The organism is Spiroplasma endosymbiont of Diplazon laetatorius (assembly GCF_964019625.1).
Taxonomy (GTDB): domain Bacteria; phylum Bacillota_I; class Bacilli_A; order Mycoplasmatales; family Mycoplasmataceae; genus Spiroplasma_A.
The window spans coordinates 951,386-967,905 of sequence record NZ_OZ026458.1; the positions used below are offsets into that span (position 1 = coordinate 951,386).

Sequence of the window (16,520 nt, forward strand, 5' to 3'; positions counted from 1 at the left end):
AATAAAAAAAGCTTGCGCCTTTTTTATTTTACATTACTTTTGCTTTTAAATTTTTGAATTTCTAATTCTTTATTATACTTAAATCAGTTTTTTGGGTTAATTCTTAATATGAAATCGTTTTTATCAATGTCATTTTTTGATATCAAACATTCATTAATAACTCAAGCCACAAATATAATAACTGAGAAACCAATTAGAAGTAGTGGATCAATTATATTTTGACCTTTTCCTGGTAAAAATCTATCGATCAAGAAAACATAACAAATATATCCCACAACTATACTTACAATTATGGTTGTTATGATACCTATCACAAATCCACCTTTAACTTTTCTAACTTCTACTTTATTCGTTCTTCTGTTGTGCAATACACCAATCATTATTATCAAGTAAGCTATAAAAGCAAATATAACAGTAGTGCTTGATGCCAAGTCTGCAACTAATGAATAATCGATTTCTCCATTAGGTTTAATCTCTCCAATAGCAATTGAAACTATTAAGAATAAAACATGAACAGTTAAAGTAATTGACATAGCTATGTAACCAGATTTAACTATACTTATTTCTGAGTTTTTTGATTTATTAAATATGAAACCTTCTTCAACAGCAGATTGAACTGTTTTAGGCATTAAAGTTGTATAACCATTAACGACCGTAAACAGTGTACAAGTGATTATTATTTTAAATAACAGTGAAACCCATGGATTTTTTTCAAATAATTTATCAAAAAATTTAAATATGTCTCCGTTATCAGAACCAAAGAAGATACCAATAGTAATTAAAATGTAGAATATTGTTACAGCAATTATTGCACTTAACATAGTTGGAGCAACAACTTCCTTATGTTCACAATCTTTTTGTAAAGTAGCTGCGTAAATGAATCCATCAAATGCAAACAAAATTGGTACGGCAGTTGCGAAAAATAAGTTAAAACTTGGTTTTGATCATTCTTCGCTAGGATTAAATGAGTTTGTCCCATTTGGATTTTGAATAAAAATTGCAAAACTTCCAATAACAACACATAACAAAGGAATAAATTTAACGAATGTTAAAATACTTTGTATTAATTTACTTGGTTTTGAAGTATATGTATTCATTAATGAAAATCCTATCAAAATAATTGTTGATATTGCTATTTTCATTGCCATAAAGCCTTCTTTACCCATTGAGTCTACAAAATTATTTCCAGTGAAAGCTTCTATTCCACCAAAAAATGTTGTAACTATAAATAAAGCACCAATACTTGTAAGAATAGGTAAATACATACACACATACATGATTGAAAATAATGATGCAGTTCTTCTGTTCACAAATGTATTTGCTCAACTTTGTGCAGTAGAATGTCCTGACTTAGTTTTTGAAGATGCAGCTTCAATAAAGGTTAGCATCATTAAAGAACAAAGAACGCCTATGAAAACCCAAACAGCCAAAGCCAGGTATGGATTTCCTCCAGCCTCTCATAAAACTCCACCAACCTCGTTTTTATTTTTTAAATAGATTCCTCCACCAACAACAACTCCAAAAACCATTGAAAAGATAGTTAAAAATTCAAATGTTTTATTTTTAGCTCTATTAGCTTTGTTTACTTTTATCATTTTTAATTATTCCTTTCTCTTTAAATTCTTTTAAACATTTTTGTTTGTCATATTTGAATCAGTTTTTTGGATTTAATCTTAAATAGAAATCATTTGTTTCTATATTATGTTTAGAAATAATTGCTTCATTTATAACTCAAGCAATTGCTAATAATATTATAAATCCAAATCACATTATTGGTACAGTTATATCTTCTTTTTGAATAAATGGGTCAACAAGATTATAGTAATGTATAAGTGCTAGGACAAAGATCAACATACTTGATGAGAATACACCAGCAAAGTAAGCACCTTTTACTTTTCTGGTTTCTACCTTTTTGGTTTTTCTGTTTCTTAACATTTGAATAATGATTGGAATATCCAAAAGATAAACAATTATTATGGTTGAATCAGATGATAAATAAGCTGTTTCTAAATAATCATTTTTAAACAATAATCCGGTAGTTACAAAAACTATAAAGAAAGCCGCAACAATCGCTATTGCTATTCAACTTGATTTTATTTTTGAAAGTTCTGTTCCATTTTTTGAATAAATAAATTTTTCTTCTATAGAAGCTCTTATAACAAGTGGATAAATTACACTGTAAGCATTAACCATAGTTAATAAAGTTATTGTAATAACAAGATTGAAAGCAAAGTGTGCCTTTGGATAATCTTTAAATATCTCTAAAATATTTCCGTCTTTGGCACCCATAAAAATAGCTACAGTTATTATTATGTAGAAAATTGAAACAGCAACTATTCCAGTCATCATTGCTGGAGCAACCACTTCTTTATGCTCACAATCTTTTTGTATTGCAGCAGAGTCAAGAAAACCATCAAAGGCAAACATTATTGGAACCATAGTCATAAATATGTTATTTATCTTGATAGGCTTAATTTCTTCTGTGAATGAGTTGTCTTTTCCCATAGCAAAGAATGTTATTCCAGCAATCAAAACAGTTATCAAAGGTACAAACTTTAAAAAAGATAATGCTGTTTGTAATATTTTTCCTGGTTTAGATGTGTATGTATTCATAACTTGAAAAAGCATAAGCATGATTGCTGCAATGAAAATTTCAATTGTAACTCTAGTTTCACTGCTCATAAATTCTTTTCCAGCAATTATCTCAAGGGATTGAAAGAAGCTACTTGTTGTAAATAAAGCTCCAATAATTATTAATACAGGTAAATAAATCAATGCATAAAGTATAGTTACAAGAGAGCCATATCTTCTTCCAACAAACCTTCCAGCTCAAGCTGTAAGAGTATTGTGCTCTCCTTTTTTAGTGGATGTAGATATTTCAATAAAGGCAAGCATCATCATGCAACAAAATACTGCCATCAAAGTTCAAATAGCTATTGCAAGATAAGGGTTGCCGCCAGCTTTGGCAAGCACACCATTAGCTCCAGCATTTTTTAAATATATTCCACTACCAACAACAATACCAAATGTCATTGAAAACACAGAAAGGAATTCATAAATTTTATTCTTGGTTTTATTTTTTTTATTTACCTTAACCATGTTTTTATACCTCGTTATATTTTTTCTTTAAATGGAAAAGCAACATTTGAATATCTGCTGGGTTTACTCCAGTTATTCTTGATGCTTGTCCAATAGAGTCTGGTCTAACTCTTTCGAATTTTTGTCTTGCTTCTACAGCAATGTTTTCAACTTTTGAATAATCTATATCTTTTGGAATTTGTTTCTTTTCTAATTTAATAAATTTTTCAATAGTTTCGTTTTCTTTTTTTATGTAACCTTCAAATCTTATTAAGATCAACAAAGTTTGAAGTTGTTGTTTTGATAAATCATTTAACTCTTTAATATATTTTTTAAAGATATTAATATCTACCTTCGGTTGTTTTAAAATTTCATAAGCACTAAATCCTTGATTTAATATTGCTTGTTCTTTTTCTTTTAACTCAATTGCTAAATCAGTTTTTGGACTGAATCTGATTTCTTTTAAAAGTTCTATTTTATCAAATATTTCTTTTTCAAATTCTTGATGAACTTTTCATTGTTCTTCAGAAATCAATCCCACTTCATAACCATATTTTCGTAATCTCATTTCCGAGTTATCATTTCTTAAAGTTAATCTATTTTCTGCTCTACTTGTTAAAAGTCTGTAAGGTTCAATAACACCTTTATTGATTAAGTCGTCAATCATAACTCCGATGTATGATTCATTTCTTTTTAAAACTAAAGATTCTTTGTTGTCAATTTTTCTAACAGCATTTATTCCAGCTATCAATCCTTGACCAGCGGCTTCTTCATAACCACTTGTTCCATTAATTTGTCCAGCTAAAAATAAATTCTCAATTAATTTTAATTCTAAAGATAATTTTAATTGTTGAGGATCGACACAATCATATTCAATTGCATAAGCTCATTTATCGACTATAACATTTTCAAAACCAGGTAAACTTCTTAACATTTGATCTTGTACATCAATTGGCATTGAAGTTGAAAACCCTTGCACATAAAATGTATCAAGTGATTTTGATTCTGATTCTAAAAATATTTGGTGGGTTTCTTTTGTGTTAAATCTCACAATCTTATCTTCAAAACTTGGACAGTATCTTGGACCAACCGATTCAATTTGACCAGAGTACATTGCAGACTTGTGTAAGTTATCTTCAATTATTTTTTTTGTTTCTGGCGTTGAGTGAATCAAATAACAAACTTCTTGTTTCTCGAAAGGAATAAATTCTTTTGTTGAAAAAGAAAATGCTAAGTCTTCGTTTGTTCCGGGTTCAACTATAGCTTTAGATAAATCTATAGAATCCATTTTAACTCTTGGTGGAGTTCCTGTTTTAAATCTGAAAGTTTTTAAACCTAAATTAATTAAAGTTTGGCTCAATGACTTTGTTGTCATTTCATCATTAGGACCACCTTCGTATTTTTCTTCTCCTCTATAAATTAAAGAAGATAAATAAGTTCCTGTTGTTAAAACTACTGCTTCACAAACTATTTCAGTACCATCTTCTAAGATTACTGATTTAACTTTATTGTTATTGTCTAAAGAAATATCTTTAACAACTCCAACATATAACTCTAAGTTTTCTTGCTCTTCAACAACTCTTTGCATATATTTAGAATATTCAATTTTATCAGATTGAGCTCTAAGCGCTCATATACCAGGACCTCTTGATGAGTTTAAAAGTTTCATCTGTAATGCAGTTGCATCAGCAGCTTTACCCATTTCACCACCAAGTGAATCTATTTCTCTAACAACAATTCCTTTTGCAGGTCCCCCTACAGATGGATTACATGGCATTGTTGCAATTTTATCTTTATATAAATTTACAAGAATAGTTTTTTTACCTAATCTTGCAGAAGCAAGCGCTGCCTCTACTCCGGCGTGGCCTGCTCCGACTACAACTATATCCGCTTGCATATGCACGCCTCCGTTCTAAAAATTTATTTTATTCTTTCAAATAAAACTAACTTATCAATTATTTTTTCATAGTTGAAATCACTTTTGATATTTTCAAAATTAATTTCATCTGGGTTCAATCCCATTTGTTTAATCATACTTGGATATGATTTTACTAATATTGGTTTTAGTAAATATGAAATTATTACAATATTTTTTTGCAATACAGATAGAACTTCTAAAAGCTCTTCAGTCTTACCTTCTTTTTCTAGAGCTCAAGGTTTTGAATCTTCAATAAACTTATTGCACTCTTGTCCTAATTTTAAAACAACTTGAGTTGCTTCAGACATGTTGTAAACATCCATTAACTTTTTATATTCTTCAATTGTTTCAAAACCTTTTTGAACCAATCAATGATTTGAAATATCTTTTTCAGGAAGTTGTCCTTCAAAATATTTTATGATCATATTTGAAACTCTTGAAATTAAGTTACCAACATTATTTGCTAAGTTATTGTTAAATGACTCTATGAAAAGTTCATTTGTGAAACTTCCATCTTTGTCTGTTGGTAAATTATTTATTATATAAAATCTTAAAGCGTCACTTGAGTAAGTGTTAATAATTTCAACCGGGTCTAAAACGTTTCCAATTGATTTTGACATTTTTTTATCTCCACTTAAAATTCAACCATGTGACAATAATTTGTTTGGCGCTTTCAATCCAAGTGAATGTAACATTACAGGTCAATAGATTGAATGAAACCTTGTTATTTCTTTTCCAATAATTTGTAAAACTTCTGTTTCTTCGCTTCAGAATTTTTTTAATAAACTATCATCTTGTGATTTAAAACCAAGTGCAGTTATATAATTTGAAAGCGCATCTAACCAAACATAGATAACGTGTTTAGGATTTTCTTTAATTTGAATTCCTCAATTAAAAGATACTCTTGTTACAGATAAATCTTCTAAGTCGTTATTAATAAAATTATTTAACATTTCTTTTTTTCTAGCTTCTGGTTCTAAAAAGTTTGTTGCAAATAAATCTTGTAAGTATTTTTGAAATTGTGAAACTCTTAGCATATAAGTTTCTTCTTCAAAATCTACAGTTTCTTTTCCACAAACGTTATGATGAAATGTTTCATCCATTTGTTCAACAGTTAAAAACTCTTCACAACTTATGCAATACTTACCTTTGTAAGTTGATGGATAAATTAAATCTTTTTCTAAAAGTTCACTAAATATCTCTTTAACACCAAAAATATGATCTTCATCAGTTGTTCTAATGAATCGATCATATTTAATATCTAATAAATTTCATAAGTCTAAGAAACCTTTTACAATTCCATCAACATATTCTTTTGGAGCCAAATTATTTTCTTGAGCTTTTTGTTCAATTTTTTGTCCGTGTTCATCTGAACCAGTTAAAAAGAAAACTTCATATCCGTTTTCTTTTTTATATCTCGACACAACATCTGCAAGAGTAGTTGTATATGCATGCCCTATATGTAAGTTTCCACTAGGATAATAAATAGGTGTTGTTACATAAAATGTTTTTTTCATGATTATTCTTCTACCGAAAGACTATAAATTCCCTTTAGTCCTCTGTAACTTTCTTTGTAAGTTAAACCATAACCAACTATGAATACATCTTCTAGTTTAAATAATGATGTGCTTTCTAATTCAACACTTCTATCTTTAATGTTTTTTTCAATTAAATTTAAAATTTGAACATTTGCTGGCTCTTCTTTTTGAACAAGATTATAAAGTCTTTTTAATCTGTTCCCTTTATTTAAAACGTCATTTACTATTAAAACGTTTTTTTCTTTTAAAGTATGTTTTAAACCAAGATCTATTAATAAATCTTCTGTTTCACTTGGAGTTGTTACGAATTGAATTGTTACATCGATTGGTAACTCTCTAATTAAGTCTGCTATGAAAATGAAAGAGCTTGAAAGATCGGCCACAATTGTAAGTTGTTGACCCTCATAAGTTTTACCCAAATCTGTTCCAGCTTTAGTTAAAGCTGCTTTGATTTCCTCTTCTGTTATTAAAGTCACTAATTTTTGATTATCCATGATTATTCATCACCCTTCTAAACATTTTGTCTACATTTCTTATAAAGAAATTAATATCAAAAAGATCTTCTAATTCTTTTTGGTCCTTAATGAAATTCATTATTCCATTTTCAACTAAAACATCTTTAAATTCTCTTTTTGTGTTTTGACACTCTAAAGTGCACTTTTGAATGAAGTCATAAACTTCCTCTCTAGAAAATTCATAATTCATTAAAATATGAGTAAGTATTCTTTGGCTAAAGAATATACCTTTTTGCTCATTAATATGTAATTCTATTTTATCTTTATTAATTACCAAGTCATTTATAGTAGAAGTCATTCTCTTTGATACATATATAATTATATTATAAATATCAGGAAAAACTAGTCTTTCATTTGAACTATGAGATATATCTCTTTCGTGTCATAAAACGTTGTTTTCAAATGCGGTATTCACAAATGATCTTGCATATCTTGAAAGACCACAAATGTTTTCTGAACTTATTGGATTCTTTTTGTGCGGCATTGAACTAGAACCTTTTTGTCCTTTTCCAAATCCTTCACAAATTTCTTGAACCTCACTTCTTTGAAAGTGTCTAATTTCTGTTGAGATTTTTTCTAAAGTAGATGCAATATTTGCAATGACAGATATTAAAAATGCGTGTCTATCTCTTTGTGTAACTTGAGTTGAAATGTTATCTAAGTTTAAATTCATTGCTTTTGCAACATACTCTTCCACTTCAATTTCTAAATTTGCATAGTTACCCATTGAACCAGAAATTTTAGCAACCTCTATTTGTTTTCTTGCTAATTCAAATCTTTCAATTTGTCTGTTTATTTCATCAAATCATAATAAGAATTTTAAACCTAGAGATGTTGGTTCTCCATACATCCCGTGAGTTCTTCCCATTATGATTATTTCTTTAGTCTCATTAGCTTTTTGTTTTAAAACTTCTTTTAACTGAATTAATACACTTTCCAAAATCTCATTTGATTGTTGAATCATTTTGTTTTGTGCTGTGTCAACTATATCTGTAGAAGTTAAACCAAGGTGAATTCATTTTTTTTCTGACCCTAATGTTTCAGAAATCATTCTAGTAAATGCTACAACGTCATGTTTAGTTTCTTGTTCAATCTCAAGCATTCTGTTAATGTCAACTTTTGCTTTTTGAGAAATAGTTTTTGCTTCTTGAGAAGGAACAACACCTAATTCAACTCATGCATTAACAACTTCTTTTTCAACATCTAATCATATGTCTAATTTGTTTTCATCTGCTCAGATTTTTTCAATCTCTTTTATTGAATAACGCTCTATCATTTATTTCACCTCCACTAGAATATATTTTCAAGTAATATTGTTTGTTCTCTGTCAGGTCCTACTGAGAAACCAGCTATTTGAACTTCACAAATTTTTTCAATCATTTTTAAGTAGTTTCTTGCAGCATCAGGTAATTGGTCAAAAGATTTTACATTAGTAATATCTTCTTTTCATCCTGGGTTTGACATGTAAATTGGTTTACATTTTTCATATTTTTGATTTGTACTTGGAACACTTATGATTTCTTTTCCATCTAGTTCATATCTAACACATATTTTTATTTCATCAACTCCAGATAAAACATCTAGAAGAGTTATAAAAATAGAATCGATTCCTGATGTTCTTATTGCGTGCTTAAGAGCAACAGCATCTAATCACCCAACTCTTCTTGGTCTTTTTGTGTTTGAACCATATTCATGTCCACGTTCTCTAATTCCGTCTCCAATTTCATTAACCAATTCTGTTGGGAAGGCACCAGCTCCAACTCTTGTTGAGTAAGCTTTTACAACACCCATTGTTGAGTCAATTAACTTATGTCCTATTCCACTACCAACTGATGCATTATTAGCTGAAGTGTTTGAACTTGTAACATATGGATAAGTTCCATGATCTATATCTAAAAGAGCTCCTTGCGCTCCTTCAAATAATACTTTTTTTCCGTCTTTAATTGCTGATTCAATAAAAATATCAGTATCTATAACTTTGTCTTTTATTTGATTATAAGCTTCCAATAATTCGTTATAAGTTTTTTCAAAGTCTAAAGCTTCTATATCAAACATGTTTTTTAAAAACTTCATTTGATAATCAAAAACTTCTTTAAATCTTTCTTTAAAGTTATCGTCTTCTAGTTCTCCTAATCTTATTCCCAGTCTAGAAACTTTATCTTGATAAGTTGGACCAATACCTCTTTTTGTTGTACCAATCTTATTAACTCCACGAGCCTCTTCTTGAGCCTCATCAATTTTTATATGATATGGAAGAATAAGTTGAACTCTATCAGATATCAATAGGTTTCCATAATCCACTCCACTTTGTTTTATTATTTCAAATTCTTTAACAAGGTTAATTAAATTAACAACACATCCATTTGCAATTATGTTTGTAACTTTTTTATTAAAAATTCCTGATGGTATTATTGTAACTTTATGCTTTTGACCATTGAAATTAATAACGTGTCCTGCATTATCTCCACCAGCAAATCTAACAACCACATCTGCTCTTTGAGCAAAGTAGTCAGTCATCTTACCTTTTCCTTCATCTCCTCATTGAGAACCAACAACAACTAATGAATTATATTTTTGCATTTTTTTCTCCTTAATTATATTTGTTCATAATTTTTTTTAGATCTTCTTCTAAAATAAATTCTTCAACAAATCCTGAAATCTTTGATAAATTTTCTTTTATTAAATTTATTTCTTCTGAACTCATTTTTGATAACACTCAATCAACGATTTTATATTGATTAGGTGCGCCTATACCTATTTTCAACCTATTAAATTTTTCAGTTTTTAAGTGACTTATAATATTTTTTATACCGTTGTGCCCACCAGCACTTCCGTTATCTCTGAATCTTAAATTTGCTATATCTAAATCTTTATCATCATAGATAACTATCAGATCTTTTATATCAATTTTGTAATAGTTCATTATTGATATAACAGCTTCACCTGAAAGATTCATAAAAGTTTGAGGCTTCACAAATAAAACTTTTTCACCCTTAATATTAGAAAAAAATATTTGTGACTTAAAGTCCTCTGTTTCTTTTTGAACACCGTATTTTTCTAGCAATACATCAATTGCTATAAAACCTGCATTGTGTCTTGTAGTTGTATAATTAGAACCAGGATTTCCCAAACCTACAATTAGTTTTGGCATACTATTTTTTGAATCCTTTTGTATATTCTTCAACTCTTTTTACAATGTCATTTTGTTCATCATTGTAAACACCTGTAAGAGATGACTCTTCATAAGAACTTTGAATCATTCTAGCAAGTAATTTAGCTACAGAGATGATTTTTAAGTTTTTGAATTTTCTTTCTTCCGGTATTTGGATTGTATCTGTAACAACAACTTGTTTTACAGTTCCATCATTTATAACTGATTCCATTTTTGAAACAGCTTCTCCATTAAATAAACCATGACAAGCAATAATATAAATTTCTTTAGCTCCTTGTTCTTTTAAAGCTTGAGCTCCTTTTATTATTGTTCCACCAGTATCAATCATGTCATCGATAATGAAACATGTTTTATCTTTTACATCACCAAGAATGAATTCAACTTCCGCTTTATTTGGTTCTGGTCTTCTTTTTGCAATAACAGCAATACCATTAGTAATGTTTCCTGTATATTTTGCAACACCATGAACCCTTGTTAATCCACCGTGATCTGGTGAAACTAACAGACATTGCTCTGGGTCTAATTTTTCAGCCACTATTGTATCAATAATTTCTGAAGCAACAATTTGTGCTGTAGAAAAGTTATCAATTGGGATATTAAAGAATCCCATTATTTGTGCAGAGTGAAGATCAACAGTAATAACTCTGTGAACTCCAGCAGTTTCAATTAGGTTTGCAACTAATCTTGAAGTAATTGGTTGTCTTCCTTTTGCTTTTCTGTCTTGACGAGCATATCCAAAATAAGGTATAACTACATTTATTTTTGCAGCGCTAGCTCTTTTGAAAGCATCAACAGCTATTAATAATTCCATCAGGTTATCATTAACTGGTTGATTTGTTGATTGAATAATGTAAATTTCTTGACCCCTAACTGAGTCAAGAGATTGAACAATCATTTCACCATCTAAAAATTTAGATGTTTTAGCTTGTGATTCCTCAACTCCTAAGATTTCACAAACTTTTTTAGTTAAACTTTGGTTTGATGTTAAACCAAAAATCATAATGTCTTTTTTGTTCATAAATATAAGTCTCCTCTAATATAATATCAAATTTTTAGAGCTCCTTATATTCATTTGCCAAATTAAAAAAAACATTAAATCTGAGAGCTATTCTTGAGTAAGTACAAGACAAAAAAAGAAAGTTTAGGCCTTCTAGGCAATGTTTTTTTTAATAAACTTTAAAAAATGCAATAAAAATTCAAATATTAAGGCAAAATTAGGGAATTTTTTTAAAATAATATATAATTATTGAGATATTTAAAGGTGCAAAAACCTTTTAAAATTGCTTTTTATAAGTCTTATGGACTTTTTTTATTGAAAAATTGAGGAGGAAATAAATATGGGATTAGTTTTTTTAGAAAATCTAACACATGCAAATGGTGGTAAAAAACTTTATGATAATACTTCATTTAGATTAAATAGAGGTGAACACATAGCTTTAATTGGGCCTAACGGAGCTGGTAAAACAACTTTATTAAATATAATAGCTGGTAAAATGCTTTCAGACAAAGGTGATTTAAAAATACACCAAAAAACTAAAATAGGTTATTTAGATCAACACCAGGAAGTTGATATGGAAGAAACTGTTGATTCATATCTAAAAGGAGCTTTTGAAGAATTATTTGAACTTGAAGCTCGTATGAATAAAATATATGAAGATATGGCCATAGAATACAAAGAAGAAGATTTGGTTAAGGCTTTAGCTTACCAAGATACATTGAACTTAAACGATTTTGATTCAATAGATAAAAGAATTGGTAACTTAGTTACTGGTTTAGGTATCGGTTTAGATAAATTAGAAAGAAAAATGGGAGAACTTAGTGGTGGACAAAGAGGAAAAGTTATCCTTGCAAAACTATTATTAAGTGGAGATGATTTCTTATTACTTGACGAACCCACAAACTTCTTGGACTTAGAACAAGTTAAATGACTTGCAAAGTTTTTACAATCTTTTGAAAAAGCTTTTATTATGGTTTCTCATGATAATGACTTCATAAATAAGACTTGTGGAATTATCTATGCTTTAGATAACCTTAAATTAACAAGATATGTTGGAAACTATGATAAATATCTAGAAGAAGCAGAAATACAAAAAGAACAATACGACAAAGCATTTGCTTCTCAACAAAAAGAAATTAAAAAACTTGAGACTTATGTTGCTAAAAATAAAGCTAGAGCTTCTACTGCAAAATCTGCTCAATCAAGACAAAAACAACTTGAAAAAATAGATGTAATGCAAGAAAGAAGAGATCTAACTAAACCTAAGTTTAGTTTCAACTATAAAAGACCAAGCACAAACGTTATTGTAAGAGCAGAAAATTTAGTTATTGGTTATGATTCTGCACTTTTACATGCTCTTAATTTTGAATTAAGAGAAGGAGAAAAATGTATTATTAGTGGACGTAACGGTATTGGTAAAACAACTTTCTTAAAAACAATGTCTACAGAAATACCTGCTTTTGAAGGTAAGGTAGAACTTGGAAACGCAGTTGAATATGCTTACTTTAAACAAATAGAGGATGTTAGAGGTATAACACCAATAACTTACTTAATGGATCGTTTTGATGATATTACCGAGTCAGAAGCAAGAGCTAAAATTGCTCAATTCGGGGTTAAAAGTGGTTTAATGATGCAACCTATGGAAAAACTTTCAGGGGGAGAACAAACAAGAATTAGATTAGCAGCATTGAGTATGATTCCTTGTAGCTTACTGGTACTTGACGAACCTACAAACCACATTGATGTTTTAGCTAAAGAAGCTTTATTAGAAGCTATCGAAAACTTTAAAGGTACAGTTATTTTAACAACTCACGATATTAACTTTTCTACAAACTGAGCTAATAGGACTTTGGATTTCTCAGATTTAGTGTAAAATATTTTTATACCTGGGGAGGTGCATACTATGAGTAAAGATTTTGATTCATCTTGTTTCAAATGTGTTGAAGAAATGCAAAAAACAAACCAAGGAGGAGCAGCTGCAAGTATATTAGCTATGAAAATGCAACAAAGCGTTGCAAATCAAGACTTAGATAATATCCATCTATGTGCAAGACATGCTTAAATAAAAAAACTAGTTTACTTAGGTAAACTAGTTTTTTTTATGAATGTTGATCCAGAACCACTCATTTGTCCTGTTTCTCTGTATTCAATTAACTCTGGATAAAGTTTTAGTGCTGGTACTTCAAACATATTTTTTTCATACTTGTTTTTTCACCCTCTAATTTGATCAAACTTATCATAAACTTCTTTTGTATTGCAATTTATTCCAGTTAATATTAAGTCCTTAAGTTTTATACTATAGTCCCTGGTCAGTTCTTTGACTTTTTGACCATAACCTTTAACTTGGGCTGTTTTGTATCCACTTATAAAGAAGTAGCAATCTGTCCCAACCTTTTTTGCTATCTTATTTAAAATCTTTTTATCTTGTGTGAAGTGTTTAGCAACAGCAATTGCGTTACTGCTCCCTCCACCCAAACCAGATCCAACAGGTATATTTTTTTGAACTCTTATTTTATAAAACTTATCAATCACTTCTTCTTCTCTTAATATTTTTAAAACCTTGAAAATGAAGTTTTCTTTTTCTAATTCTTTTACATTACAAAATAAAGTATCTTTTTGTTGATCTGATTCTTCAATTTCTATTTCATCATAAAAATCATCTACAGTAGTAAATATAGAATTTATTTTATGATAATTTTTAGTTTTTTTCCCAACCTTCAAAGTCAGATTAACTTTAGCAAAACTTTTTAAAATCATTTACTTAACCTCATTGTACATTTCTATAAACTGTTCTAGAGTTATATTCTCTGGTCTTAAGTTTTCTCTTATATTTATTTTACTTAGAATATTCAAAGAATGTTCTTTATTGTTTGTAATATTTGTTAAATTATTAGAGATTGTTTTTCTTTTATTATTAAATATTTTTCTAACAAAGGCAACAAATTTAATGTCATCTTTTACTTTATTTAGATTTTCTTCTTTGAAAGTTAATGAAATTATTGCAGAATCTACTTTTGGAATTGGTCTGAACATATTTTTGTTAACTGTAAATTCATATTCAACATCTGAATAAAGTTGAGCTGCAACAGAAAGATTATTATAATTATTTTCATTTGCCCTTGCACAAATTCTTTGTGCAACTTCCTTTTGAACCATAAAAATTGCTTTGTCTAATAATTTAGAAACGTTTAAAGTTCTAAAAATTATTTCACTTGTGATGTAGTAAGGAGTATTTGATATCAAAGAAATTTTTTTATAATTATTTTTTTCTATCAAATCTTTTAAATCAACTTCTAAACAATCTTTTATTATCAATTCAAACTTGGATGAACTAATTTCTGATTTTAAAATTGATTCCATATCTTGATCTATTTCAATAGCAATAACTTTTTCAAATCTATTAATTAATTCTTTTGTAAGTGCCCCTCTACCAGGACCAATTTCAATTATTAAATGATTTGGTTCTTGATCAAGAATATTTATTATCTTATTTATAAGATTTTTATCAGATATAAAGTTTTGTCCAAACTTTTTCTTTGCAAATTCCATTTTTTATTCTCCTATTATTTTTTTTACATCTTCAACAGTTAGATTCATCAAGTTAATTCATTTGAAAAGTCTTTTTGAATTTATTTTTTCACTTCAATCATACTTCTCTGCTATTTTTTTTCTAGCTTTGGGTTCGAAGAAATCATTTTTTAAAAAATCTTCCCATGTCATACTCAAACCATTTGTGTCAAAAGTTATCAAGTTTGCTAGAGCTTCTCTAATATCTTCTTCTTGAGCTTCAGCTATTCCAATTTTTTTTGAATTTATTATCCTTTTCTTATTGATAAATGCGTTAAAACATTTAAAATCTAAGTAGGTATTAATAGTATCACGAATTCGTAATCCTGGTCCATCTGGATCGGTAAAAATAATTACACCACGTGTGCTATTAACATCCAAAATAAAATTTAAAGTATCTGTAGATAAGGCAAGTCCATTTGTTTCGATGGTATCAACATTATCATTTCCAAATATCTTTTTGAGTTTGGCAGTGTCTGTAACACCTTCTACAATCACAACTTGTTTTATCTTCATAAGCGTACCTTTCTCGTGTATAATACTAGTATTTTAAATACATATATAGTATAATTATACACGAAGGGTTTTTTTCTTATAGAGGAGGAAATAAATATGGCATCATGAGATCGTAAAAGAGAATTCGTTGCTTTAGACTTAGGAACAGCTAACGTTGTTGCTTACCTAGGTGGACAAGGTATCATTTATAATGAACCTTCAACTATGGCATACGATGTTCACACAAACACTGTTATCGCATCAGGGGAATCAGCATACGAAATGATCGGAAAAACAAATGAAGACATTAGAATGGTAGTTCCATTAGTTGATGGAGTTATAGCAGACCTTGACGCAGCAAAAGATTTAATTAAAATAATCTTTTCACGTATTAAATTATCAGACATCTTAAAAAATGCATTAGTAGTTCTTGCCTGCCCTTCAGGAGTTACTGAATTAGAGAGAAGTGCATTAAAACAAGTTGTTTCAGATATGGGAGCAAGAAATGTTCTTGTTGAAGAAGAAGTTAAATTATCAGCAATCGGAGCTGGAATTAACATTGCTATCGCAAGTGGACACTTAGTTGTTGACATCGGTGGAGGAACTACTGATATAGCTATTATATCAGCTGGGGATATTGTTATTTCAAGATCAATCAAAGTTGCTGGAAATCACTTTGACGAAGAAATAAGAAAATATATTCGTGCTGAATACAACGTATTAATCGGAATTAAAACTGCAGAAAAAATCAAAATTGAAATCGGTGCATTAACAAAAATAGATAATGGACGTACTTTCCGTGCATTTGGTAGAGACGTTATCTCTGGTTTACCAAGAGAAGTAGTTATCTCACCAGATGAAGTGAAAAACGCTTTATTAGCACCATTTAGTAAAATTACAGACCTAATTGTTGAAGTTATGGAAAACACACCAGCTGAATTAGCTGGAGATATCATTAGAAATGGTATTACAATTTGTGGAGGAGGAGCTTTAATTAGAGGAATTGATACATACTTTGAATCAATTTTCCAATTAAAAGTAAGTAAAGCTCAAGATCCATTACTAACAGTTATCGAAGGTACTAAAGAATACGAAAAAAATGCAGAAAAATGATTAGAAGTTGTTGAAATGCGTGATTCAAGAGAATACAACATTAAATAATAAGAGAGGAAGAAAATAATCTTCCTTTTTTATTTGTTTTTTTAATCTTCAAATGGTAGATATTTGTAAAAAAATGTTT

Annotated in this window: 15 protein-coding genes; 3 read left to right on the plus strand and 12 right to left on the minus strand. The window is 29.0% G+C overall.

Annotated elements, in window-relative coordinates:
• Nucleotides 1-23 precede the first annotated feature (23 nt).
• From AACL10_RS04620 to AACL10_RS04660, 9 genes are read right to left on the minus strand one after another with little or no spacing between them, the layout of a single operon-like run.
• The gene (locus AACL10_RS04620; protein ID WP_338985036.1) at nt 24-1,595 is read right to left on the minus strand and encodes an APC family permease; all 1,572 of its coding nucleotides are present in this window, start codon (nt 1,593-1,595) and stop codon (nt 24-26) included.
• Entirely contained in the window at nt 1,573-3,099 is a 1,527-nt protein-coding gene (locus tag AACL10_RS04625) for an APC family permease (RefSeq protein ID WP_338985038.1), read from the minus strand. The genes AACL10_RS04620 and AACL10_RS04625 overlap by 23 nt, the downstream gene beginning before the upstream one ends.
• 4 nt (nt 3,100-3,103) lie before the next feature.
• Nucleotides 3,104-4,981 carry a tRNA uridine-5-carboxymethylaminomethyl(34) synthesis enzyme MnmG gene (gene mnmG, locus AACL10_RS04630; protein WP_422398125.1) on the minus strand — a complete coding sequence of 626 codons (1,878 nt, stop codon included), beginning with the start codon at nt 4,979-4,981 and terminating at the stop codon, nt 3,104-3,106.
• Nucleotides 4,982-4,998: 17 nt separating this feature from the next.
• Nucleotides 4,999-6,513, minus strand: a complete 1,515-nt coding sequence (gene metG, locus AACL10_RS04635; RefSeq protein ID WP_338985042.1) for a methionine--tRNA ligase — start codon at nt 6,511-6,513, stop codon at nt 4,999-5,001.
• A 2-nt stretch (nt 6,514-6,515) separates the two neighbouring features.
• A complete protein-coding gene (locus AACL10_RS04640) occupies nt 6,516-7,028 on the minus strand; it encodes a phosphoribosyltransferase (protein WP_338985044.1) in 513 nt (170 codons plus the stop codon).
• Nucleotides 7,021-8,325 carry an adenylosuccinate lyase gene (gene purB / locus AACL10_RS04645; protein WP_338985047.1) on the minus strand — a complete coding sequence of 435 codons (1,305 nt, stop codon included), beginning with the start codon at nt 8,323-8,325 and terminating at the stop codon, nt 7,021-7,023. Before purB ends, AACL10_RS04640 begins: the two co-directional genes overlap by 8 nt.
• Nucleotides 8,326-8,339: 14 nt before the next feature.
• The gene (locus tag AACL10_RS04650; protein WP_338985050.1) at nt 8,340-9,629 is read right to left on the minus strand and encodes an adenylosuccinate synthase; all 1,290 of its coding nucleotides are present in this window, start codon (nt 9,627-9,629) and stop codon (nt 8,340-8,342) included.
• A gap of 10 nt (nt 9,630-9,639) precedes the next feature.
• Nucleotides 9,640-10,200 carry an aminoacyl-tRNA hydrolase gene (gene pth, locus AACL10_RS04655; protein ID WP_338985052.1) on the minus strand — a complete coding sequence of 187 codons (561 nt, stop codon included), beginning with the start codon at nt 10,198-10,200 and terminating at the stop codon, nt 9,640-9,642.
• A 1-nt stretch (nt 10,201) separates the two neighbouring features.
• A complete protein-coding gene (locus AACL10_RS04660) occupies nt 10,202-11,239 on the minus strand; it encodes a ribose-phosphate pyrophosphokinase (protein WP_338985054.1) in 1,038 nt (345 codons plus the stop codon).
• 319 nt (nt 11,240-11,558) lie between these two features.
• Here AACL10_RS04660 and AACL10_RS04665 point away from each other — a divergent pair, with 319 nt between their 5' ends.
• Nucleotides 11,559-13,091, plus strand: a complete 1,533-nt coding sequence (locus AACL10_RS04665) for an ABC-F family ATP-binding cassette domain-containing protein (RefSeq protein WP_338985056.1) — start codon at nt 11,559-11,561, stop codon at nt 13,089-13,091.
• Nucleotides 13,092-13,121: 30 nt separating this feature from the next.
• Nucleotides 13,122-13,280 carry a hypothetical protein gene (locus AACL10_RS04670; RefSeq protein WP_338985058.1) on the plus strand — a complete coding sequence of 53 codons (159 nt, stop codon included), beginning with the start codon at nt 13,122-13,124 and terminating at the stop codon, nt 13,278-13,280.
• Nucleotides 13,281-13,294: 14 nt separating this feature from the next.
• Here the strand turns inward: AACL10_RS04670 and AACL10_RS04675 are convergent, their stop codons facing one another.
• From AACL10_RS04675 to rnmV, 3 genes are read right to left on the minus strand one after another with little or no spacing between them, the layout of a single operon-like run.
• The gene (locus AACL10_RS04675) at nt 13,295-13,975 is read right to left on the minus strand and encodes a hypothetical protein (protein WP_338985060.1); all 681 of its coding nucleotides are present in this window, start codon (nt 13,973-13,975) and stop codon (nt 13,295-13,297) included.
• Entirely contained in the window at nt 13,976-14,767 is a 792-nt protein-coding gene (gene rsmA, locus AACL10_RS04680) for a 16S rRNA (adenine(1518)-N(6)/adenine(1519)-N(6))-dimethyltransferase RsmA (protein WP_338985062.1), read from the minus strand.
• A 3-nt stretch (nt 14,768-14,770) separates the two neighbouring features.
• A complete protein-coding gene (gene rnmV / locus AACL10_RS04685) occupies nt 14,771-15,301 on the minus strand; it encodes a ribonuclease M5 (RefSeq protein WP_338985065.1) in 531 nt (176 codons plus the stop codon).
• A gap of 96 nt (nt 15,302-15,397) precedes the next feature.
• On the opposite strand from rnmV, the gene AACL10_RS04690 reads away from it, so the two are divergent.
• The gene (locus tag AACL10_RS04690; protein WP_338985068.1) at nt 15,398-16,441 is read left to right on the plus strand and encodes a rod shape-determining protein; all 1,044 of its coding nucleotides are present in this window, start codon (nt 15,398-15,400) and stop codon (nt 16,439-16,441) included.
• The last annotated feature ends 79 nt before the right edge of the window (nt 16,442-16,520 follow it).